The organism is Nostoc sp. 'Peltigera membranacea cyanobiont' 232 (assembly GCF_002245985.1).
Classification (GTDB): domain Bacteria; phylum Cyanobacteriota; class Cyanobacteriia; order Cyanobacteriales; family Nostocaceae; genus Nostoc.
Genome location: NZ_NOLK01000004.1, coordinates 105969 through 128233, shown reverse-complemented (window position 1 = coordinate 128233; position 22265 = coordinate 105969). Strand labels below are relative to the sequence as shown.

General features: G+C 41.6%; 21 protein-coding genes. 11 read left to right on the top strand and 10 right to left on the bottom strand.

The annotated features are described in order from the left end of the window. Nucleotides 1–454 precede the first annotated feature (454 nt). Together CDG79_RS02755 and CDG79_RS02750 are read right to left on the bottom strand one after the other, a co-directional pair. A complete protein-coding gene (locus CDG79_RS02755) occupies nucleotides 455–2731 on the bottom strand; it encodes an FUSC family protein (protein ID WP_094340389.1) in 2277 nt (758 codons plus the stop codon). A gap of 195 nt (nucleotides 2732–2926) precedes the next feature. Beyond that, nucleotides 2927–3106: a chlorophyll a/b-binding protein gene (locus tag CDG79_RS02750; protein ID WP_094340385.1), complete on the bottom strand. Its 180-nt coding sequence runs from the start codon at nucleotides 3104–3106 to the stop codon at nucleotides 2927–2929. Nucleotides 3107–3327: 221 nt separating this feature from the next. Here CDG79_RS02750 and CDG79_RS02745 point away from each other — a divergent pair, with 221 nt between their 5' ends. The 3 genes from CDG79_RS02745 (at nucleotide 3328) to CDG79_RS02735 (ending at nucleotide 4684) form a co-directional block, all read left to right on the top strand. Then, nucleotides 3328–3579, top strand: a complete 252-nt coding sequence (locus tag CDG79_RS02745) for a DUF262 domain-containing protein (RefSeq protein ID WP_189524855.1) — start codon at nucleotides 3328–3330, stop codon at nucleotides 3577–3579. Nucleotides 3580–3664: 85 nt separating this feature from the next. After that, nucleotides 3665–3916 (top strand): hypothetical protein, encoded by a 252-nt coding sequence (locus tag CDG79_RS02740; protein ID WP_094340383.1) that lies wholly within the window; start codon nucleotides 3665–3667, stop codon nucleotides 3914–3916. A 174-nt stretch (nucleotides 3917–4090) separates the two neighbouring features. After that, a complete protein-coding gene (locus CDG79_RS02735) occupies nucleotides 4091–4684 on the top strand; it encodes a restriction endonuclease (RefSeq protein WP_094340380.1) in 594 nt (197 codons plus the stop codon). Nucleotides 4685–4693: 9 nt separating this feature from the next. Here CDG79_RS02735 and CDG79_RS02730 read toward each other — a convergent pair whose 3' ends face one another. Then, complete coding sequence (locus tag CDG79_RS02730; protein WP_094340377.1) at nucleotides 4694–5683, bottom strand: DNA-methyltransferase; 990 nt, start codon at nucleotides 5681–5683, stop codon at nucleotides 4694–4696. Nucleotides 5684–5734: 51 nt separating this feature from the next. Beyond that, nucleotides 5735–5977, bottom strand: a complete 243-nt coding sequence (locus CDG79_RS02725; RefSeq protein WP_094340373.1) for a helix-turn-helix domain-containing protein — start codon at nucleotides 5975–5977, stop codon at nucleotides 5735–5737. 145 nt (nucleotides 5978–6122) lie between these two features. On the opposite strand from CDG79_RS02725, the gene CDG79_RS02720 reads away from it, so the two are divergent. The 3 genes from CDG79_RS02720 to CDG79_RS02710 are packed head-to-tail and all read left to right on the top strand — an operon-like array spanning nucleotide 6123 to nucleotide 7013. Next, nucleotides 6123–6365, top strand: a complete 243-nt coding sequence (locus CDG79_RS02720) for a hypothetical protein (RefSeq protein ID WP_094340371.1) — start codon at nucleotides 6123–6125, stop codon at nucleotides 6363–6365. Further along, a complete protein-coding gene (locus tag CDG79_RS02715) occupies nucleotides 6362–6751 on the top strand; it encodes a type II toxin-antitoxin system VapC family toxin (RefSeq protein WP_094340365.1) in 390 nt (129 codons plus the stop codon). The genes CDG79_RS02720 and CDG79_RS02715 overlap by 4 nt, the downstream gene beginning before the upstream one ends. A 19-nt stretch (nucleotides 6752–6770) precedes the next feature. After that, nucleotides 6771–7013, top strand: coding sequence for a hypothetical protein (locus CDG79_RS02710; protein ID WP_223277991.1), 243 nt, complete (start codon nucleotides 6771–6773; stop codon nucleotides 7011–7013). A gap of 176 nt (nucleotides 7014–7189) precedes the next feature. Here CDG79_RS02710 and CDG79_RS02705 read toward each other — a convergent pair whose 3' ends face one another. From CDG79_RS02705 to aroA, 3 genes are all read right to left on the bottom strand, one after another. Continuing rightward, nucleotides 7190–8776, bottom strand: coding sequence for an alkaline phosphatase D family protein (locus tag CDG79_RS02705; protein WP_094340361.1), 1587 nt, complete (start codon nucleotides 8774–8776; stop codon nucleotides 7190–7192). Nucleotides 8777–9151: 375 nt separating this feature from the next. Continuing rightward, nucleotides 9152–9700 carry a PEP-CTERM sorting domain-containing protein gene (locus tag CDG79_RS02700; protein ID WP_223277990.1) on the bottom strand — a complete coding sequence of 183 codons (549 nt, stop codon included), beginning with the start codon at nucleotides 9698–9700 and terminating at the stop codon, nucleotides 9152–9154. 572 nt (nucleotides 9701–10272) lie between these two features. Continuing rightward, nucleotides 10273–11553 carry a 3-phosphoshikimate 1-carboxyvinyltransferase gene (gene aroA, locus CDG79_RS02695; protein ID WP_094340354.1) on the bottom strand — a complete coding sequence of 427 codons (1281 nt, stop codon included), beginning with the start codon at nucleotides 11551–11553 and terminating at the stop codon, nucleotides 10273–10275. Nucleotides 11554–12299: 746 nt separating this feature from the next. Between aroA and CDG79_RS02685 the strand changes: the two genes are divergently transcribed. The 3 genes from CDG79_RS02685 (at nucleotide 12300) to CDG79_RS02675 (ending at nucleotide 15857) form a co-directional block, all read left to right on the top strand. Further along, complete coding sequence (locus tag CDG79_RS02685) at nucleotides 12300–12608, top strand: hypothetical protein (RefSeq protein WP_094340351.1); 309 nt, start codon at nucleotides 12300–12302, stop codon at nucleotides 12606–12608. A 277-nt stretch (nucleotides 12609–12885) separates the two neighbouring features. Further along, the gene (locus CDG79_RS02680) at nucleotides 12886–15111 is read left to right on the top strand and encodes an FdhF/YdeP family oxidoreductase (protein ID WP_094340348.1); all 2226 of its coding nucleotides are present in this window, start codon (nucleotides 12886–12888) and stop codon (nucleotides 15109–15111) included. 56 nt (nucleotides 15112–15167) lie between these two features. Further along, nucleotides 15168–15857, top strand: coding sequence for a Uma2 family endonuclease (locus tag CDG79_RS02675; protein WP_094340345.1), 690 nt, complete (start codon nucleotides 15168–15170; stop codon nucleotides 15855–15857). A 213-nt stretch (nucleotides 15858–16070) separates the two neighbouring features. On the opposite strand, the gene CDG79_RS02670 is transcribed toward CDG79_RS02675, so the two are convergent. Further along, on the bottom strand, nucleotides 16071–17252 hold the full coding sequence (locus CDG79_RS02670; RefSeq protein WP_094340342.1) for a serine hydrolase domain-containing protein: 1182 nt from the start codon (nucleotides 17250–17252) through the stop codon (nucleotides 16071–16073). A gap of 142 nt (nucleotides 17253–17394) precedes the next feature. Between CDG79_RS02670 and fdhD the strand changes: the two genes are divergently transcribed. Continuing rightward, nucleotides 17395–18243, top strand: a complete 849-nt coding sequence (gene fdhD / locus CDG79_RS02665; protein ID WP_094340339.1) for a formate dehydrogenase accessory sulfurtransferase FdhD — start codon at nucleotides 17395–17397, stop codon at nucleotides 18241–18243. 67 nt (nucleotides 18244–18310) lie between these two features. On the opposite strand, the gene CDG79_RS02660 is transcribed toward fdhD, so the two are convergent. Continuing rightward, nucleotides 18311–19966: an NAD(P)H-hydrate dehydratase gene (locus CDG79_RS02660; protein WP_094340337.1), complete on the bottom strand. Its 1656-nt coding sequence runs from the start codon at nucleotides 19964–19966 to the stop codon at nucleotides 18311–18313. 249 nt (nucleotides 19967–20215) lie between these two features. Between CDG79_RS02660 and CDG79_RS45355 the strand changes: the two genes are divergently transcribed. Further along, the gene (locus tag CDG79_RS45355; RefSeq protein WP_442946163.1) at nucleotides 20216–20464 is read left to right on the top strand and encodes a hypothetical protein; all 249 of its coding nucleotides are present in this window, start codon (nucleotides 20216–20218) and stop codon (nucleotides 20462–20464) included. Between the two features lie 382 nt (nucleotides 20465–20846). On the opposite strand, the gene CDG79_RS02650 is transcribed toward CDG79_RS45355, so the two are convergent. Next, nucleotides 20847–22178 (bottom strand): efflux RND transporter periplasmic adaptor subunit, encoded by a 1332-nt coding sequence (locus tag CDG79_RS02650; protein ID WP_094340333.1) that lies wholly within the window; start codon nucleotides 22176–22178, stop codon nucleotides 20847–20849. Nucleotides 22179–22265: the final 87 nt, after the last annotated feature.

Below are 22265 nucleotides of genomic sequence, written 5' to 3'. Positions count from 1 at the left end.
CGTTACGAACTCCGTTCTAACACACCCTACAATAGATAATTTCGTTCAAAAATCAAATAGTAATCCTATATAGGAATCCGGTTTGATGGCTGAAAATATACGTAGGATGTGTTAGCGATAGCGTAACACACCTAACCATAGATCGTGGTGCGTTACGAACTCCGTTCTAACACACCCTACAATAGATAATTTCGTTCAAAAATCAAATAGTAATCCTATATAGGAATCCGGTTTGATGGCTGAAAATATACGTAGGATGTGTTAGCGATAGCGTAACGCACCTAACCATAGATCGTGGTGCGTTACGAACTCCGTTCTAACACACCCTACAATAGAGAATTTTGTTCAAAAATCAAATAGTAATCTTATTAGTAGGGGCAATTCATGAATTGCCCCTACCGGAAAATCTTGGATTAAAAATAAAAGCTTTTTACCCTATGAAAAAGTTCTTACTTTATTCTTGTAGACGAGCAATTACACAGTGCATAACTTTAATTTCATTAACAATTCGATCCAGTTCTGTGGATAAGGGAGTTTGTTCTCGAACGGCTTGTAATGTAGAAGTTAAAGTCTGGGAATTTGTGGCAATCTCTGATAATCGAGCGGTATGTAGCTGCTCAATTTGGTTGTGAATTACTTCAAGATAGCTATCTAACGCTGGTAACGGTTGGGGTGGCTGTCTTTGCCCAAGAGCATCTGCTAAGTTTTCCAAAACTTGAATAATGATATCAGTAAGTAGCTTGATTTCAGTAAATTGGTACTCGCCGCTAAATTCTCGCTTATGTTCTGCCAGAGTTGTAACCGAACTGAAAAAGCCACGAATGTATGTTATCAGCGTCATTACAGGTTCGATTTCTCCCTGAATGTGACGCGGTTCGCTGAACAATCGTTGAGCAGCTGCGTTAGCGTTGACGTTTTCTAGTGCCGCTTGATGGCGTAGCATATTCATAGATTCATCCGGTTGTGGATGCAGATAATTAGCAATAACCTGTTGAAAGTAGGCAAGATTGGCTCGAATTGTCTTTTCCAGTTGTGCGGGAAGTTGCTGTCGTTCCCAACTGGGAAAAAGCAAATAGCTGCCAAGCAGTGCTAAGACACCCCCAACTAAGCTATCGACAATCCGCAATACTCCAACTTCCCAGCCACCTCCACTAATAAGATTGAGTAGTAAGATGATGGCAGGAGTCAGCAGGATAATAAATATGCTGTAGCTTAACGATCGCACCGCCATCGCAACAAACACTAGTAACAAAAAACAAACTGCGATCGCTAATGTATTTTTAAGAAGTAAAACCAAAGTAATACCAATAATCCCACCGAAAATAGTCCCAATAACTCTTTGTACTGTCGTCTCAGATGTTCCCCCAAAGTTTGGTTTGAGTGCAACTAAAGCTGTTAGCGTTATCCAATAACCTCTAGGTAGTGGCAATATTGAGGCAAGTAATTCAGCGAAGGTTACGATCAGTGCGAGGCGCAACGCATGACGAAAGAGGACTGACTCAAAGGTGAAGTTCTGCCGCAATGTATCAATAATTGCAATAGGCTCTGACTGGGCTGGGGGAGAAATATCTCGCTGGGTAATACTGCGCTGTTTTCCCTGAATTAAATCTGTTACAACATCAGCATCAGTATGAATTTGCTGTGCTAACTTTGTCAGGCTGGCTGTAATCTTCCTAATGTTGACTACATCGGGATATTCATCTATCTGAAGATTTATCGTTTGATTGAAGACTTCAGCGCGGAGAACTTCCCACTGGTACTCTAGTGCTTCAACTGTCCGATCTAGCTCCCCCAAGTGAACTGAGTTTTTTCCTTTGGCGATCGCTTCTGACAACATTTGCAAAGCAATTGCCAATTGTTCTATCACTTGCTGAATCTCTTCTTGTAATCGATAAAATAGTTGATGTTCGGATGCGATCGCTAACAGTTCGCTCAGTGCCACAACCGAATTGACAATTTGATTTACATCCTCAATTAATACGAGTAACTGATTTCCCCGCAGGGTAGCTCCTCTTTCCCTAGTCCAAATAGTTGTCCAGACACTACGAGCAGATGTCAAATCCTGGATGACGGTATCTTGAGCTTGTAAAAATTGCCGTGTCCACTCCTGACGCTCATTTGGGTTTACTCCTCTCTGACTTGCCAAGTTTACAAATTGGCTCAACGATAGATAACAGTTTGCAACTATCTGCATTGCCGGCACATCAGGACGCACCACCCATAAGCCTAATAACAACAAACTTGTCCACGCGCCACCAGCTAGACATAGCGCACAGTGCAGGATAAGAGTAGACCAATTAGAAAATGAAGCAAATTTAGCAAGGGAGATGACAAACATGATCGATGTAATCAAGCTGACAGATGCAGCCACATTCCCATAGAGACTTGCTAAACCTGCGATAAATATTACTAAGAAAGTTGTCGGGATCGCTAACCAGAGATGATTACTAACCAAACTGGCGATTAGGAACATCAAAGTTACCCCAATCGTAGCTGCTATCATAGCAGTCGCTCTCTGGCGATAGGCTCCGTCAACATTTACCATTCCCACAAACCAAGCTGCCATCGTAGCGATCGCACTTTCAGCCGCATGATTAGTAATAATGCCAATTCCAATGGGGACACCCAAGATGAAAAGGCTACGCAATCCTGAGAAAATGGCGGGCTTACCCGGTTTGAGTTGAAACTGCTGCAACAACCAACTGAGAGGACGTTTATCTGTAGATTGCATTATTTAAGCTGGCGACTATAAACAAAGCAGTTCGCCTCTTACAGCATTTTAAACAAAATCACATCTATATTAACTTTCGCGTTCAGTCGTGTATCAATGCAGAGAAACAAGGGGCAAAATCCCCTTGTTTTAAACCTGCAAAGGCAAGTAAAGTCTCGTATAGATGCGGTTTCTAACCGCCTATTTCACTTTAATTTAGAGGATGCTCCAGAAATGGAGTAACCCTTGACCAGAAAAAGCTTCAATCAAAATTGCAGATAGAAAACCAATCATTGCAAGCCGACCGTTCCAATTTTCACTCTGAGGAGTGAAGCCAAAACGCACAGCATTAGGATCTTCTGAAACAATAGGCGTAGGATTCTTAAAACCTGTCATCAGTAAAACTCCAAAATTCAAGTTTTGTAGCAGTTGTAACTGTCTGTAAAGTAATGTAACAGATGTTGAAAAAAATGCAACATTGAGTGAGTAAAGAAAAGCTGAAGAAAATTGTATGTAACTTGGGTTAATTCAATCTGGCGATCGCATTAATGGTGAGTTAAACTGCGTTTGATTAGGGAAATTGCATCAGATTATACTCAAGCAGTACTTGAAATTCTATGCCAGTAGCCATTCACGCCGCACAAAAAGCACTATTCAACGTTTTTAGTAACGATTTCGCATTTTCCATACCAGCTTATCAGCGTCCTTATGCGTGGAAAAAAGACCAAGCAAGTGAGTTATTAACTGATTTATTCTCTTTTTTAGGGGATGGTTCAGAAGCTGTAACTGATGCTAATCCTTATTTTTTAGGAAGTATGGTTCTGATTAAAAGTGAAGATGCTTCTGAAGCAGATGTAGTAGATGGTTAGCAACGTTTGACAACTCTCACAATTCTTCTATCTGTTCTAAGAAGCTTGGCAAGTCCTGAAAGTTTAGTGGGATAAGAGGTTCAAAATGGCTATAAATCTAGATTCTGGTTTTGAAATTCTTTATCTTAGTGACCTTAAATATAATGAAATGACTGTTGAAATACAATATAAGGGACAACAGGTTGCACAAATCAATAAAGATAAAGGTTTTGAAAAAATGGAAATAGATATATACTCAGAATATGTTAATCTAGATTTTTTGTCGGAATTGAAATTCCCACTGAGTGACTTTTTAGAAGCAATAAATATAGCTAGTACAGCTTTAAGAGATGCTTGAATTAATTCTCCGTTAGTATAATCGTACCGATTCTATGGCTGGGTGGAGTAAAATCGCATCGATTTGTTCATCCTCCGGGTACATCCAACTTTACAATTAATTCTAAAAGACAATTTTAGCAAGGCGATCGCTTTTAGCAGCATTTCAATGGAGAGAATAAAATAATTAGATAGTATGAAAATTGTTCAAGAAGTTTCTTTAATCAGTGTTGGGAATTTTGAAGAATCAAGCGATTGGTCTATCATTCGTACTGAAATTCGTGATGCTATCTCTCTTATTGTCCATCCTCCGGGTACATCGAACTTTACAATTAATCCTACAAGACATGGTAATGGTGTCAAGCCAATAAAAGAAGCTTGCATGATTGCGTTGAGAGATAGATTTACATGGAGGCTGGAAACTCCAATTAACTATGCAACCAAATCACCAGGAAAGGTGGATGCAACAAAGGTAATAGATGATTATCTTTTTGCTCTGGAGTGGGAAACAGGCAATATTTCCTCAAGCCATCGCGCAGTTAATAAGATGGTTCTCGGATTACTACGCCGTGTCTTTTTAGGTACTGCTTTGGTACTTCCAAGCCGAAAAATTTATCCTTACTTAACAGATAGAATTGGTAACTACGAAGAGTTAGAACCATACTTTGATGTTTGGCGCTCCGTTCAGATCCAAGAAGGTTTTCTGGTCATCTTTGTAATTGAACACGATCAGCTAGATACTAACGTACCAACACTTACTAAAGGAACAGATGGACGTGCATTAATCTGAAAGTTTCTGTTATTGTGTAGAGTAAGGAATTGGTAGTTGCAGTGCAGTTGTTTGGCGTTGCTTTGATTTCTTACTTCCTCTTGCCGATTCCCATTCTTCCATGATTCCGTTAGCCAAATCAGTTAATCTTTCCACTGCTGGATCTGTATCCCCAATTTCTGAACCAATCCAGTAACGTTGTAACTTTTCTGCTGCATAAAATGTCGTACCAGATCCTGCAAATGGATCAACCACAATTTGTCCCGGATTAGATGCCATTGCAATAATTCGCTCTAGCATAATTGGCGCAAGTTCATTTGCAACTCGTTTTTTGTGTTGACGATGCCGAACTGGTGGAATATCAACCCATATTTCTTCTGCCAATGTCCATAAAATTTCATTAGAATTAGCTTCAGAAACATCTTCCCAAACCTCTTCCGGTTCATCCCAAACATCCATTAAGTTAATACCTTTCTGGTTAAGTTTTTTGCGATGTCCACCATAATCACGAATTTCTCCACCGCAATGGCGACAAACTTGAATTGGGGTGTAAACTTTATTGAAAACTGCTGGTTCTCCTTTAGTGTAATAGAGTAACCCGTAGTGAGCAGGAGACATTTTTTTACCTCTAGGAAAAGCTTTCGGCATTCTGCAAGCAATCCAATGACGAAAACACATTCCTTGCTGATTCAGATATGCACCATATTCTATACACCATTTTGGTAAGTTAAATACAAATAAACTGCCACCTGATTTAAGAACTCGAATACTTTCATTAAGCCACTGTTGCGACCAGATTAAATATTGATTCGTTTCCATTTTATCGTTGACACCTTCACCATATTCTTTACCAAGATTAAAAGGTGGATCGGCAAAGATAACATCTACAGATTCGTTAGGTAATGCTGACAAAAGCTTCAAACAATCTCCCTGGTAGAGAATTCCATACTCACTGTTGTAAACCTGTTTTAGTTCTTGTTGAGTTGCAACATCAGTCACGATCAGTTGAAAAGGCAGCATTAATTTAACCTTTATTAAGTTAGTCTAGCTTGAGTCTATAAAGCTTTGTTGTCATTTGTCAATAGAGTTGTTTTCAAAAGTTGTGCTACGAGGTTGATAAGGTTTTCCAGTAGGCTGGTTCTGATATCTCTCTACTTCAGCAGGTTCTATGTAGTAATAACGCCCAAGTTTATGAGCTATGATCTGACCATTTTTAATTAAGTCGTGTACCCGTTGACGGGTTACATTAAGTAATTTGGCAGTTTGAGCCACAGAGAGTAACTCAGGAGTGTTGTTAGAAGCGGAGTCTGTCATACTACGTAAATTTAGAATAATGCTTTAATTCCGCAATTTTGCCGAGCGGTTCTACCGATATTGCATCCTAAAGTGTAAACATTATGATATAAAAACCGTTAACTAAATCCTATTCCTATCCTAATTCTGCTTTAGGAGTTGAAATATGAACGCTCACAAGATAGAAATCGTTTTAACTGAAGATGGAACTTTGACGCGACAGGGTTTACCTTTTCATGCAGGCGACGCTGTGGAAGTGATTATTCTGGAAGCTAAAACTCCAGATAACCAAGTATCACTAAAATCCCAATTAGATACAAATCTTTATCCTTTGCACGATACACAGCCATACCGTTATGAAGATCCAACTGAACCTGTAGCTTTGGAAGATTGGGAAGTTTTGCAATGATTGTACTTGATACTCATATCTGGGTTTGGTGGGTACAGAATGATTCACGACTGACTCAAAAACAGCAACAATGGTTACAAGATTACGAATCTGATGGTTTAGGAATCAGCATTCTTTCTTGCTGGGAAGTAGCAAAATTGGTAGAGGAAAAGCGACTAGTTTTACCTGTAGATATTGATAAATGGCTAGAAGCTGCTTTGGCTTATCCGGGAGTACAACTATTAAATTTGTCTTTGCCAATAATAGTTGATTCAACTCAATTAAATGGATTCCATAGCGACCCATTCGATCAAATGATTGTGGCTACAGCAAGATTTTATAATTGTCTTTTATTAACTGCTGATGCTAAAATTCTTAATTATCCTGATGTGCAAATGCTCAAATAGTGAATTATAAAGTTGATGTATGTCAAACTCGCTGAAAGCATCAACAGCAGGACTAGCAATTGTAGAGAAATCCCGTCAACGTCTAGGTTGGACAAAAACCAGCACCGCACGTTGGTGGCAAGATGCCCATACCTCTAGAGCTACTTTACGCCGATTTTGGCAAGGCGATTACCTACGGTACACTACGCGATCGCATTCAGCGAGAAATTTTAATCGCTATCTGTCAAGCAGTTGGTCGCGGATTTATCCAATGCAGACTTAGAATCCATTGCAGATATCCCCACACCTTACCTAGACTGCAATGAATTTTCAGCAAAGCCAGCGAGAAAAATATGGCGGCTGTAAGTGCGATTATTAATAGATAGAAACAGATAAACACTAATGATTTACCTGTTTCTATCTGTGATTGTCTGGTTTCAATACCTGGGAATTAAACCATTAGACTTGTTGTATTCCTGGACGGCCATCTTCAACTACAAATGAAGCTCGTTTACTAATTGTGCCAGATGGGGTTGTCACATTTGACAAAACCAAATAGTCTGTCTTGCAGGTTGTGGAAGTCAGCCCACAGCGAACATACCCTCGTTGACTGTTGAAGAACTTAATGTGTGGGTTTTCAGGTAAGTAAGCTAGAACAGTTGCGCTGGTATCTGCCCCATTTCCACCGGAGGTTATTGAGGTACAGACGAATTCACTTCCCACCGTAGTAGATTCTGGGTTATTAAAGTCAGCCTTTAAATTTATTGCCCAGTTGGAATGGATATCGCCTGATAATACTACTGGATTAGATGGTTTGCGCTGTTCTAAGAAACGCATGAGGCGATCGCGCGAAGCCACATAACCATCCCACTTATCCATACTGTAAGTTTCGCCAGGTCCTGCTTTAGTGTCTATCTGAGCAACTACAACTTGCTGTGCCAAAACGTTCCACTTAGCCTGTGAGCGATCTAAACCATCATATAGCCAATCTTCCTGACGCTTACCAGTAATGGTTCCATTCGGATCTTCCCCACAAGGACGTTGTTTAGTACCATCACCACAGGGCTGATCGGTGCGATACTGACGGGTATCTAAGACATGGAAGGTGGCTAAGTTACCAAAGGAGAGCCGACGGTAAAGTTGCATATCAGGGCCGACGGGACGCGAGAACGGGCGCAGTGGCATGTGTTCGTAGTAAGCCTGATAAGCAGCAGCCCGCCGTTTCAGGAAAATTGCCGGATCTCGATCTGGTTCAGTATCAATTTCTGAAATATCGTTGGCGTAGTTGTTTTCTACTTCGTGATCGTCCCAGGTAACAATCCAAGGAAATGCTGCATGGGCTGCTTGCAGATTGGTATCAGTTTTATAAAGGGCGTGACGGTTGCGGTAATCTTCTAAAGTCAAAATTTCTGCACTGTTGTGCTTTCTGGGGCGATTGTTTGAAATTCCTCCTTCGTAGATGTAATCGCCAACATGCACTACTAGATCGAGGTCATCTTGAGCTAAATATTTGTAAGCAGTAAAGTACCCCTGCTCATAGTGTTGGCAAGAAACAAGGGCAAAGTTCAATTTGTTCAAATAGCTACCTGCTAAAGGTGCTGTACGAGTGCGACCAATAGGGCTAGCATCTTGACCAACAAGAAAGCGATACCAGTACAAAGTATTAGATTGCAGTCCTTCTACTACAACTCGCACTGAGTGGGCTAGTTCTGGGGTTGCAAGTACCGTACCTCTAGAGACAATGCGCCTCATGTCAGAATCAGTTGCTACTTCCCAGCGAATCGGCACGTTCACAGGTGGCATTCCACCTCCCTCTAAGGGTTCAGGAGCGAGACGAGTCCAAATTGCTACGCTGGTGGAATCGGGATCGCCTGATGCGACACCCAAGGTAAAAGGATAATTAGAAAATCTGCCTGTAGCGATCGCTGTTTGATGAGAAAATTGGTTAGCGATCGCTAAACCAGACAATGCTCCTGCGCCGATAATTAAGTTACGTCGTTTTATTCGACTATGCAGGAACTGCTCAAAATTCCGGTAATCTACCATTTTCCTCTCCTGAGTAACAGGTAAGTTAAACCACAGCAACAGCTAACACAAAGAAGGCAAGGTAATCGTAGGCAAAATTTGTAATTAATTCCCTTACCAAAATCAGGTTTTAATTCCCAATTTTCTCTTAGGGTCAATGTGTTATACCAATTTAATGTGAAGTTGCACATATCTTGATCCCCCTAAATCCCCCTTAAAAAGGGGGACTTTGATAGATGTTTTTCCGGTTCCCCCCTTGTTAAGGGGGGCTAGGGGGGATCGAATTCTATGCAGCTTCATAAAAAATTGGTATTAGATGTCATGTTTCTACAGAAAAGCCTACTAGTAATAGATTAATTTTTGGCAAAGAAAGCGTTAATATCAACTTGATTAAGGTTAGACTTTAACCTTTTTGACTGATGCTACTCTTCTCTTCATCATCAAACCCAGGCTACAAGCAAAGAGAGCGCCAACTAAAGGTGTAGATTCAGGTACTTGTCTATATGAAACTTTACCTGATATAGGTACAATATCTGAAGAGGTTCTAGAGAAAATTGTAAAATCTTCACCGATGATTTCGTAACTGAGATAATTGGCAGAATTAGATTTATCGTTGAACAGATAATCTAATGCAAAAGATGTTTCTCCTGTCAAAGATGTGGTTTGAAATGCAACAGGAAAGTCTGGGTAGTTGACATCATCTTGTTCTGTGTAAACGGTAGAATCACTGTCAAATTTGAAAGACAGTGACTTAATCGTAGCTTCGGGAGTATAGCCACTCAAGGTTGAGTCATCAAAGCTAAAAAAGCCATTTCCCTTAGTTGCAGAACTATCAACGGTAAAAGCGTAATTAATAATTGCAGCAGATACAGATTTAGCATCTACAATAGCAAAACCTAGAGCTAGGCTAGCAGCAGCAAGCGCTAATTTTGAAACTATTTTCATCTCGATTTTCCTCACAATAAACTTTTGTAAGCAATGCACACTAAAAGGTATAGAAATAGTTTGTGCCTAACTTCGTTATTTCCCCAACAATGATTTATCACTGATTAGAACAGTGATATAAATCAATGATTTCTCCCTTTTTAATAAAGAGAAATAAGCCTCGAAATAATTTGATGCACCTTATATAGCAGGAGGCAGGAGGTAAAAGTATTACTATTCCTAGCTTTCATGCTTTCAAAATGTCCTAAGCTGTGTGACTACGGTTATATTAAAATCGTGAGTTTAAGCAGACTTTAATTAGAGGTAAAATAACATCAAATTTAAGTTGGGAATATCTAGCGCTTATGGTTTTGATGAAATAGACTTTGACCTCTCCCCCTAAAAGAAAAAAGGCTTGAATCTTACTCCCCAACGCTAGCAGAGAAGTGGCTGGGGGTTAGGTCTATATTTGATGCAATTAAGAATAGAAAACCTTCGTTTGTAGTCAGCATTAAAATCTCAGCTTTGGGGACTAAAGTCCCCACTACAAACTACTTATTATGGGTCGTCGCTAGAGAATACTACTCAATCTCTTATTCTTCTAACATTTTGAAGAATCGAGTAAAATAATCTGGAAAGGTTTTCGCTGTACAGCCAGGATCTTTAATTACAATTCCTGGAACCTTCAAGCCAGTGACAGCAAAAGCCATTGCCATGCGATGATCGTGATAGGTTTCAATCTCCGCCGGGGTAATGGGGCCAGGCTCAATTTTCAGTCTATCGGGAAATTCTTCAACCTTAACTCCTAGCCGCCGCAACTCTGTCACCACAGCCCGAATTCGGTCGGTTTCCTTATATCGAATATGTTCCACATTCCGAATGGTAATCGGTGAACTGGCAAAGGGCGCGATCGCACCTAATGTTTGCACCAAATCTGATATATCATTCATATCAATATCAATGCCTTGCAATTGCTTGGGGCCCGTCACTTCGGTGTAATCATCCCCAGCCTTAATTTGGCAACCCATCTGTTCTAAAACATCTAGCCAGAGAATATCACCTTGACACGATTGTTTCGTCAAATGTTTGACGCGCACCCGTCCACCTGTGACGGCGGCGGCGGCAAAAAAGTAAGAAGCATTTGACGCATCGGGTTCTACTGTATAATGTCGAGCTTGGTAACGTTGACCTGCTTTAATTTGAAATTGATTATCGCTGATTTGATTCACCTCTACGCCAAAATCTGCCATTAAACGACAGGTCATCTTAACGTAAGATTGAGAAACTAATGTTCCTTCAACTTCAATGCTCGTATCTTGTTGAGCATAAGGTGCAATCATCAGCAATGCCGAAAGTTGCTGACTTGTTTGGTTCGCTTTCAACCGAAAATTTCCGCCAGCGAATCCTTGACTATAGACGGTGTAGGGCATAAACCCAGAGTTTCCCTCAAAGTTAACGGTTGCTCCCCCCGTTTGCAGCACCGTCAACATGTCACCCATCGGTCGTTCTCGCATCCGGGGAACGCCATCTAGACGATATTCACCGTTACCCAGTGCTACCAGCGCCGATATAAACCGTGCTGCGGTACCTGCCAAACCGACAAATAAATCTGCCTGTTTAGCTGGAATATCACCTCCTCTTCCCGCCACTTGGATTAGTGCCTGATGAGGATTCAAAGTAATGGGAATGCCCAATTGCTCTACACATTTGACAAAATATTCGCTGTCTTCACTAAATAAGGCATTTTCTAAAATTGAGTCACCTTGTGCCAAAGCCGCGACAAGCAATGCCCGATTGGTAAGACTTTTAGAACCAGGAATTTCTACCGTGGCATCCACTGGCCGATTTAGAGCAGGAATTGCAATGGTATCCACGTTAAACCTCTACGTAGGCGGTTAGCTACAACTTTATATATTGCCATATTGTCAAGCAATTTTGGATTTTAGATTTCGCCATACTTGTCCCTTGTGGTTCACACTTTTAGACCTACAGCTTACACACAAGTTTGCAGCCATATCTTTATTGAGATGAGGAAAAATTTCCAACCCCTAACTCTTAACTCCTAACTTCTCACTAAATCTTATGTGGGCAAAGCTGAAACCGCAAATCTCGCAATGGCGTAGTGTTTATCGGAGCATTGATTAGCCTCTCAGAAAAAAGGGCGCAATTGCGATCGCCACATTCTTTAGAACTCTCAAACTCAAGCTATTAATTGAAGCAGAACTGGCTACAGAAGAAGAACATATCTATGCCAAGACGATCCAACAGTCTAAAGTTGACGAGCATCTTTTCCTGCTTCGGTTTACAGCTGTTCCCCCAAAAGCGATCGCAATTCTCAATGCACTCCATCAGCCTGGATAAGATGAGGGCATTGTAATGAAGGGAGGTATATGTAAATAGGTTCAACTGAAAAAGTAGGTAGTTGAGATTTTTTTAAAACAGTAGCAATTGTTGCCGATCCAACTAGGCGATCGCGGTAAGATTTTGGACTTAAGCCTGATTTAACTGCAATAAATCCTTAATAATTCGTAATTAATGGTATAGAGGAAATAATTTTAGTTTTGGGTATACAAAATATAATTCCTTGTCAACCTAAGATTCAATTACATCCAAAGGACAAATGACGAACGTAAACAACTTTCAAAAGCTAGTAGAACTTGCAAATGAATATGGGATTATTTGCCAGCCAACGCCTGAAGAATGTTTGATTGCATCCTTACCTGGAGATGATGATTTTTTATTAGCTTTCACTTGGTCTGGTGCAGTAGAAGGAGAGCCACCAGAGCATGAATTAATAGCAATTAGCGTACAGGATATAGTCAAAGAAGTTACGGTTGCAGCTTGGCAGATTCCTATTTATTTATTCGGAAACGTTTTAAGACAGGCTCAGATGCTTGTTGCTGCCCACAAAGATTTTGTTAGCAGCTAGCAGACAATACCCAATATATGTGTATCTGTTAATTTTTCCCTAGCCTCTGAAAAAGCAATACTATTTAATGTTAAGCAAAGGTTGCTGCCAAAATCCCCGATTTTTTTAAAGTCGGGGATTTTGTTTTTCACCAAATTCCTGATTACTTTCTCAAAAAGTCCGTTTGCCTTCTAATTTCGGTCAATTCAGCAAGTAAAAGGATTTTTAACTGTCTGCTACTCATTTCTCAATCAAAACGATAGCCTAAGAGAATCCAGAAATTCACATCCGTTGCATCATGTTACCTAAACCCAAAAAACACTGGACACCTTCAAATTGGGCAAGTTGGAAGCCTTTCGGCATTGGCGAACAGTATCCAAACAATTATTGGGAGGTATTTCGGGCAATTTGGCTGTCTCGTGACAAACTACCTTATGCGTGGAATATTCTCGATAAAGGTGTCTGCGATGGTTGCGCTCTCGGAACAACCGGGATGAAGGATTGGACAACAGAAGGCATCCATCTCTGCAATGTTCGGTTGCGGCTGTTGCGGATGAATACTATGCCAGCTTTTGACCCTGTGCTATTGGAGGATGTTTCGCAGTTACAAAAGCAAAAAAGTGCCCAACTACGCGACTTGGGAAGGCTCCCTTATCCGATGATTCGTAAACGAGGGGAAAAAGGCTTTCGTCGTGTTAGTTGGGATGAAGCTTTAGGAGTGATTAGCGATCGCATCTACGCTACCACACCAGACCGTCTCAGTTTTTATATTACCAGTCGCGGTACTGTTAACGAAACCTATTATGCTACCCAAAAAGCTGTGCGGGCAATGGGCAGCAATAATGTTGATAACGCTGCCCGGATCTGCCATTCTCCCAGTACGGCGGGACTGAAAGCTGCTATCGGTGCAGGGGCTACCACTTGTTCTTATAAAGACTGGATTGGTACTGATTTATTAGTCTTCATTGGTTCCAATGTTGCCAATAATCAGCCCGTCACCGTTAAGTATCTCCATTACGCTAAGAAAGCTGGCACTAAAATTGTAGTTATTAACACTTACCGCGAGCCAGGAATGGAGCGCTACTGGGTTCCCTCAATTGTGGAAAGTGCCGTTTTCGGTACAAAGTTTGCCGAAGACTTCTTCTTAATTAATATGGGCGGGGATATAGCATTTTTGAATGGCACTATTAAACATATAATTGCTCACAACTGGGTAGACCAATCATTTATAGATTTACACACAGTTGGCTTTGATAAACTTAAAACATCTTTAGAAAGTCAATCTTGGGAAGAATTAGAACGGCTTTCTGGTACATCCCGTGAGGAAATGTACGCCTTTGCCAAAATGGTCAAAGAAGCTAATAAAGCCGTATTTGTTTGGAGTATGGGCATTACCCAGCATGAATGCGGTGAAGATAACGTGCGAAGTATTATTAATTTAGCTCTCACCAAAGGTTTTGTCGGTCGAGAAGGCTGCGGTTTAATGCCGATTCGCGGTCATTCTGGGGTGCAGGGTGGCGCAGAGATGGGATGTTACGCGACAGTGTTTCCCGGTGGTAAACCTATCACCCCAGAAAATGCTGCCCAATTGAGTCAGCATTGGGGCTTTGAAGTCCCAGCAAGTAAAGGTTTAATTGCTCCAGAAATGATTAGCGCTGCACATCAGGGGGAATTAGATGTGTTATTTTCTGTGGGTGGAAATTTTTTAGAAGTGCTGCCAGAACCAGATTATGTGGAAGCGGCGCTGAAGCAAATACCTCTGCGGGTACATGCGGATATTGTTCTCTCCAGCCAAATGTTGGTGGAACCTGCTGATACTGTGGTGCTTTTACCTGCGACGACTCGCTATGAAATCCCAGGGGGAGTGACTGAAACTAACACCGAACGCCGGGTAATTTTCAGTCCAGAAATTGTGGGGCCGCGCATTGGAGAAGCGCGTCCCGAGTGGGAAGTTTTTCTAGAATTGGCAAGGCGGGTAAAACCAGATTTGGCAGATAAGCTGGTTTTTGCTGACACAGCTGCTATCCGTCAAGAAATTGCTCAAGTCGTCCCCCAATATGCAGGTATTCAACACTTACAGCAAGCTGGCGATCAGTTTCAGTATGGTGGCTCACATTTGTGCTTTGGTTGGAATTTCCCGACAGCCGATGGTAAAGCCCACTTTGGGGTATTATTGCCACGCCAAAGAGAACTACCAGAAGGTTATTTCTTAGTAGCAACGCGCCGAGGCAAACAATTTAATAGTATGGTGCAGGAACGCAAGGATGCAATTACTGGGGCGGTGCGAGAGGCGGTACTTATAAATGCTGGTGATGCGGCACTATTGGGTTTGAAAGATGGAGATAAAGTAATTCTCAAGAATGATTTAGGTGAGTTGTTGTGCCAAGTGTATATTGCGCCAATTCAGTCAGGGAACTTGCAAGTACATTGGCCAGAAGGGAATGTGCTACTAGATAAAAGTAAGCGATCGCTCGAAGGTGTTCCTGATTATAATGCAATAGTACGCTTAGAAAAGCAAACCTAATATTAACGCTTTCCGACTGCTACGCTCAACTTAATATAACTCCAAAACTTGCAGCCATGTCTGTCGCCAAAGATTTTGAAACCCCAGAAGATGTTATATTTCCACCAGGGGATTTAGAAAGTAATGAGCCACCATTGGAAACATACCTACATTTGCAGCAAATGCTGCTATTGATAAAATGCCTTGATTGGTGGTGGCGAGACCACAACGACTTTTTTGCTGCCGGCAATCTTAGCATTTATTACAGTCCACGCCAGCGTAAATCCCAAGACTTTCGGGGGCCAGATTTCTTTGTCGTGTTGGATACTGAACGCAAACCCCGTGATAGTTGGGTTGTTTGGGAAGAAGACGGCAAATATCCGAATTTGATTATAGAACTACTTTCAAAGTCAACCGCAGCGACTGACAAGGGCTTAAAAAAACAAATTTACCAAGATATCTTTCGCACTCCTGAATATTTCTGGTTTGACCCCAAGAATTTAGAATTTACTGGGTTTATTTTGTTGGGTGGTACGTATCAACCTATAGAACCCAACCCACAAGGATTGTTGTGGAGTCAGCAGCTAAGTTTGTACTTGGGCGTTTATGAAAATCAATTACGCTATTTCAATGCGGAAGGACAGTTAATGCCTACACCTGAAGAAATTGCACTGTGGGAAACGGAACACGCCGAACAAGAAAGACAACGCGCTGAACGCCTAGCAACCAAATTACGAGAACTGAATATTGACCCAGAAAATTTCTAATAAAGGTGCTTACTCAGTGATGTGAAGTTTATTTAACAAAAATTGGCTTGTTTGAAAGCTGATACTAGAGTTATTTCCAAGGCATAAACCAATCCGGTTAAGTTCAGTAAATTTAACATTTTTGTTGTTTATTATTAGTCATGGCAAACCTAGATTTACTACTCTATTACGACTAGCAATTATTATTCCACTGGCATCAAATTCATATTAGGATCATTTATTCTCAACAACTTCTATACCTGTCCTAGCGACTGATTTAATATCAACACCCTGAGCGTTTAGCAGCACTATTATAGTGGTATTTTGATTGGGGAGATATGCCAGCAATGTTGTGAAGCCATAAGCTATACCACTATGGCCAATTGCTTTTTCCATAGGAGATGAGAAGCGTTCTACACCTAACCCATAGCTATAACTTTCGCCATTATCTTTAAATTTCAGCATTTCTTTCATCATCTTCGAGGAAAGTAAGCTTTTTTTGACAAATAGCGCTTTAGCGAACTTAGCTAAATCCTCTGCTGTTGAAACCAATCCACCATCTCCCAAACCATTGCCATCATTTACTTCGGCGTAGCTATCTAGCTTACCATCCTTATTGCGATCGCCATAACCTGTAGCTACTTCGCCAATTGTCGGTTCGCGCAATTCTGTGAAAGTATGTTTTAATCCTAATGGTTTTAAAATCTGGCTGCGGATTGCTTGGGCGAGAGTTCCCCTAGTTATATTTTCAACAATCAGTTCCAAAAGAATGTAGTTGCAATCAGTATAAATAAATTTCTCTCCGGGATTTGCCTGCGGTTGTTCTTGGTACATATACGGAATAGCTTCTCTGGCTGTCCAAGGCTGTGAGCGACTTCTTTTTGCAGTAGCTTGAATAAACTCTTTTGTATCTAAGTATTCCGCAACACCACTGGTATGGTTGAGCAATTGACGAACTGTAATTTTATCGCTGTTGACAATATGAGGAGTGATGTCTCTTGGTAAGTATGTTGCGATCGCCCGATCTAATCCTATCTTCCCTTGCTCCACTAATTTCAGCACAACCACCGCCATAAAAGTTTTACTCATACTGGCGATGGAAAAACCATCTGTGGTTTTCATCCGGGTTTTTGTTGACAAGCTATTGACACCAGATGCTCCCACCCAAGAACCTTTGGGTGTAGAAATATACATTACTGCACCAGGAATTTTTTCTTCAACAACTATCTCATTTAAGAGTGTCTGTAGTTGAGAACTTTTTCCGACGGTGGAGGTAGACGTGATTTGTTTAGCAAAAGATTTTTCAATTACTCTCTGACTAATGTTATTACCCACTAGATATCCTGCTAAACCAAGGGAAATCACAAAGACTATTGCAAATAAAATTTTCCTGAAAGCCAAAAATTTTAGGTTCATTTTACTTCCTAAACAGAAACCTAGCAATTTAGTTCAACTGAACAAAGTAGTTGGTGAACATCAAAGAGACATCTGATATACAAATAGCATTACTCTGTTTCCAGATTAGTATCAAAATTTCAATTTACCAACTCTCATAAATATGACAATGCAAACTAAAAGCAAAACCCAAGCCACTGTTTGGGTAATGGAAAAAGGTCAAGTACGGCCTCGTTTAGATCATCTCACCACTGAGGAACCTTTGGAAATTCGCCTTACCCCTTTCCAGAAGACGGTAGCTGTAACAATGCGAACACCAGGGGCAGATTTTGAACTAGCAGCTGGTTTTCTCTACAGTGAAGGAGTCGTTAGCCGCAGAGAAGATATCCGACGGATAAGCTACTGCGTTGATGAATTAGTAGATGGCGAGCAACGCCATAATATCGTAAATGTAGAATTGCGGGATGGGTTGATTCCAGACTTACAGCCTTTGGAACGTCATTTTTACACTAGTAGCGCCTGTGGGGTGTGTGGTAAAGCTAGCCTTGAGGCTTTGCGTCTGCGGGGATGTCCCATGATTCCTTCTGGGCCAACGCTAACACCTGAAATTGTATACAGCTTACCTGATAAGCTCCGCGCGGCTCAAGGTATCTTCAGGGCTACAGGAGGTTTGCACGCTGCGGCTATCTTCGATCCTCAAGGAAATTTGTTGAACCTGCGGGAGGATGTTGGGCGACACAATGCTTTGGATAAATTGATTGGTTCAGCTTTTCTCAGTGACGAGTTGCCTTTAAATAATTGTATTGTCTTAGTGAGCGGACGCTCTAGTTTTGAAATTTTGCAAAAGTCTACAACTGCTGGAGTTCCCATTGTTTGTTCTGTTTCCGCTCCCAGTAGTTTAGCAGTGTCTGTCGCCAAAGAATTTGGGATTACCCTAATTGGATTTCTGCGCGGAGAACGGTTCAATATTTACACTGGTTTACAAAGAATAAACAGCCTAGAGCAACGGTAGACTCTCAAACCTTCATTCAATCAACCATTTTTTGTACCTAAGATTATATTTAGGACTGGTCTAATGACTAATGAATTTTCATCAAATATTGTGTCAATGTAAACGCATCTACACCCAATTCAGTCCGCTCTTGGGCGGCTATTATACCCGCTTGGGAATGCCACCAAGCGGCAGTTGCTACAATATCTTCTACGGGAATCTGTTTAGTTGCTGCTTGTGCCAACAATCCACCCAGTAGCCCAGTTAACACGTCACCGCTACCGCCACGCGCCAGGGCGGGTGTACTTTCAGGAACGATCCAAACACCACCTTGAGGGTTTGCGATCGCAGTTCTTGCCCCTTTCAACAACACCACTGCTCCACTTTGCGCTGCTGCTTCCTGTACTGCTTTCACCTTGTCATCTTTGGCATCGGCGACATCAGGAAACAATCGCTGGAATTCGCCAGTGTGGGGTGTGAGTACGGTTACGGCAAGACGTTTTTTTAAAGTGGCGATCGCTCCCATTTGTGCGAGGATATTTAAACCATCGGCATCGAGAATCAAAGGGCGATCGCTCTTAATTACCTCTTGGACAATGGGAGTAGCATCTCGTGTTAAACCGGGGCCACAAGCGATCGCATTAAAGGAACTCAGATCGGTGTTTTCTGGTAATTGTAGGTGAGCAATGGCTCCACTTTCCGTCTCTGGACAACCGACAATTAGTGCTTCTGGCAAGTGTGACACCAAAAGAGATTTCAACGATTCGGGTACGGCAATGGAAAGCATCCCCACACCACTAGCCCTAGCACCCAAACCAGTTAAAATTGCTCCACCTGCATAGCGCCGCGAACCACAAATCAACAGTAAATGTCCTTCCTGATATTTGTGGGTAACTGGTGGACGAGGTAGGGGTAGAGTAGCGAGTGCCATTGCTGGCGTAATGCGTTTAATCCTGGGTGCGTCTTTTAAAACAGCTTCTACATCAGTTAAAGGAATATCAAAATCGATTAACTCAGCTTTGCCGAGATATTCCAGCGCCCGATCTTGGAAGAAAGCTAGTTTCCATAAACCTAAACAAAAAGTATGAGTAGCGCGAATGGCAGTTCCTAATACTTCACCTGTGTTGGTGTGTAAACCTGAAGGTAAATCGATACTATAAATTGGCACAGACAATTCATTTAGCTGATTAATTGCAGAAGCGATGGGATCGGTGAGGTTTTTTTCTAAACCAAACCCAAACAAGCCATCAATCAACAAATCAGAATCTGGTAGTTGCTCAATTGTTTGATAAATTGAAATGCCTAAACTCTGAGCATATTGCAAATGTTGCGAAGTTAATTCCTTAAACTTAGAGAAAGGAGAATAAATCCAAACCTCATCCCCGCTAAAGTATAATTCACGGGCTACTACTAAAGCATCCGCGCCATTATGACCGGGGCCAACAAGAATTCCGACACGATATCCCCTTTTTAATGAGATATTTGAAGGAGCATAGCCCCCCTTATTAAGGGAAGCCAGCGCGGTCTTCTCCCAAGGGGAGACGCTAAGGGCGATGGGATCTCTCCAAGTGGAGCGACTGGCGTGGGTTGGGGGGATCTCTTGAATGCGACGAGCAATTAATCCCGCCACCTTTTCCATCAAAGCTACTACAGGCATTCCCGCAGCAAAGATGCGATCTTCAATATCGCGCATCTGTCCAGCAGTCACTACCACTTGCGAAATTTTTTCTTGCCTATTCTGCATTAGATTTATTCTGGTTAAGGGTAGCGGGGCCTTTAGACCATACTGAGTTATGAGTTTTAAGATAACTGAAACCTTAGCAGATTTCAAAACCCTTCATACAAAATAACCGTTAATAGTATCAGGACAAGGAAATTATTTCAAATAACTCCCCTTTATAAGGCAACGGTGTACACACAAGTCGCAAAAACTTCATCCACCAAAAATTCGCGCTGCATTACGCTGGCGTGACAAAGCTAAAACGCATTTGTTATTTCGGGGTACTCATTTGTTATTTCGGGGTACTCATTTGTTATTTTGGGGTACTCATTTATTATTTCGGGGTACTCATTTGTTATTTTGGGGTACTCATTTGTTATTTTGGGGTACTCATTTATTATTTCGGGGTACTCATTTGTTATTTCGGGGTACTCATTTGTTATTTCGGGGTACTCATTTGTTATTTCGGGGTACTCATTTGTTATTTCGGGGTACTCATTTGTTATTTCGGCGTATCCATAACACACCCTACGAAACTACTAGAAGAGTTGAAACCTATACTGGTCATACTTGTGTGTACACCGTAGCCTTATAAAGGGGAGGGAACCGGATTTTCTGTTTCCACCCTTTACAAGGGGGGATTAAGGGGGGTAATTCAACTACCACCTTAAGTTGACACCTATAGGAATCATATTTGATTTTTGAAAAAATATAAGTATTTGTAGGGTGTGTTAGACGGAACGTCGTAACGCACCATCAGCTTGGGATGGTGCGTTACGCTACGCTAACGCACCCTACCTAAGATTTCAAAAATCAAATACTAGTCCTATATGAGCATTGTTATGCCCTTACCACGTGGTATATTTACCTGAAAATAGCTGTAATTAAAAATTATTTGTTGAGTCTACTTTGTTTCTGCAATTGGCTGGACGTGCAAACCCTCCGTCTCATCAACCGTAGGATTGGCAATCAGCGATTCATTTCCTGTCAGACCGGATGTAATTTCTACTTCAGTACCATAATCTCGCCCAACGGCAACTTTTTGATAATGCACTGTTTGGTTTTTAGTTATAGTTGCTACCTGTGTACCTTTGGCATCAATGACTAAAACACTATCAGGCACAACAAAGGGAGGATTAGTGCGGTTAATGGCAAACTTGACACTGGCATACATCCCAGGTCGCAGCGCCCCGTCCAAATTATCGATTTTTAGTTGTGTTAGCAAAGTACGAGTATTTGGATCTATGGCGTTGCTAGTACGTACTACTTTACCCGTAAATACTCGTTGTGGTAACTCTCTGACTGTAATTTGTGCTGTTTGTCCAGTGTTAAGTAAAGCTGATGAACTTTGTGGGACATTCACGTTCACATTTAGGGCATCGTAAGCAGCAATGGTATAAAGGCTGGTATTTCCAGTATTTGTACTGCCACTACCTGCTGTAATCAGAACACCTGTATTTACGTTACGTGCTGTGACTACTCCTGCGAAGGGAGCAGTGACTTTCTTATAAGACTGCAATATGGTATTACGCTGGAAGTTTGCTTGAATGGCGTAGGTGTTAGCTTGGGCTACCTTCACATTGGCAGAGTCAGAACTGACAGTATTTTGTGCGGCTTCAACGTTGGCCAGGTTCGCCTGATATGTGGCGTACTTTGTATCTGCGTCTTGTTGAGCTACTGCACCTTGCTTGACAAGAACTTGCCAGCGCTCCCAGCTTTGACGGGCGATTAATAAATTAGCGCGGGCTTGCTTCAAATCAGAAACACCTTTAGCTAAACTAGCACGGCTTTGAAGCACGTTAGCTTGTGCTTGGATTAACTCTGCCTTTGCTTGCAAAACTTGCTGATCTATGTCTGGTGAATCGATTTCTGCTAACAACTGACCAGCGCGGACGCGATCGCCAATATCAGCATACCATCGCCGCAAATACCCCGTACTGCGGGCATAGACGGTGGTTTGATTAAGGGCTACAACACTCCCAGGTAGTTCCAAATTGCTAATACCAGTAGCACGACGGGGAGTCATAACGTTAACTGAGGGGATAGTGCTAGCTTCCTTGACTGCTGCTTGTAATTCTGACCTTTGGGTTAACCGGGGCAGAATACCTATGGTTAAGAGAGTACCAAAAAAAACAACACCAATTACAGCCCAACCAATTCCACCGATGCCGCGTCTTTGTTTTCTAGAAGTCGTTTCTTGTTCAGAATCAGGAGATGGAGGATGTTGAGAATCCATAGTTTAGCTGTCCCATATTATCTAATTTGCATACATTCAGCAGCTAGAGTCATTACCAATGATGGTAATGACTATTTTGTCAGTTGC